The sequence below is a fragment of the Herpetosiphon sp. genome (assembly GCF_003512625.1).
Taxonomy (GTDB): domain Bacteria; phylum Chloroflexota; class Chloroflexia; order Chloroflexales; family Herpetosiphonaceae; genus Herpetosiphon; species Herpetosiphon aurantiacus.
This window is the reverse complement of record NZ_DOPT01000048.1, coordinates 4,622-5,564: the sequence shown is the minus strand read 5'-3', so window position 1 is coordinate 5,564 and position 943 is coordinate 4,622. Positions and strand designations below refer to the sequence as shown.

The window sequence follows — 943 nt, the reverse complement described above, 5'->3', positions numbered from 1 at the left end:
CTTGACGCGGGCGTTCACTTCCCATTGCAGAAACGCTGCCTAACACGGGCATCACTCATCCCGCCTGATCAAGGGGGAAGAGCAACTGTTCACATGGAGGGGTAACGGGAGTGGATGACGAGCGTGGGGTCAAAACCACCCGAAACGCATAGCGCCAGATTGGATCGTTGTGTTCCCAAAAGCGAATTTGGGGTGACCCATACCCATGGGGATAAAACTGCGGCTCGGCAATCCGAGAAAAATGATGACCATCCGGCTGGTAGGTCACGGGATAGTCGGCCATCGGTTCATCGTGATAGGCAATCGTCAGCGTTTCATCCAGCAACCAAACAGCCGTGCGAATCCCTGCAAGCCCTTCTTCCGCATAGATCCGCCACGCGCGATACTGGATAAACCCATGGCGATTAATCCGGCGTTGGCTCCGCACCGCATGAAACACCAGCCGCAGATCGGCCTCGGTATACACCGTTCCATACGCCCGATCAAGCACCTGCATTGGCGTACCCTGACCATCCGGTCGCGCTTGATGCGCCCAATGCTCTTGATGGTTGTAATTCATCACCCATTGGTCGTGCGCATCGCGGATATCCGTCCACGTTTGGGCTTGCTCAAAGTGGTAGTCGGCCATGCGGCGTTGGATGTTAAACATCGTTTCGATGTAATTTTGCCAGGGTTGGCGACGGGCGATCACCCGTTTGGTAATGCCCAACATGCGATAAATGGTTTGTGCTCGCTGTGCCCGAAAAACCGCCCCGCTATCACTCACCAAACACTGCGGAACCCCATAGTTGCGCACGGCGATAAACAACACTTGCAAATACGCATTGAGATCTTGCCGCGGACTGACGGCACTGGCGAGGACGGCGCGACTGTAGTTATCCAAAATGGTGATGGCATACAGCATCCCAGCCCCAATATCTTGCATATCGAGATAGCGGATGTC

1 protein-coding gene is annotated in these 943 nt (G+C 54.9%); it reads right to left on the bottom strand.

Translation table 11 applies throughout. The annotated features are described in order from the left end of the window. Positions 1–55 precede the first annotated feature (55 nt). Positions 56–943: DDE-type integrase/transposase/recombinase (locus DEF47_RS11720; RefSeq protein ID WP_353845060.1), on the bottom strand; the 888-nt coding region annotated here is incomplete at its 5' end.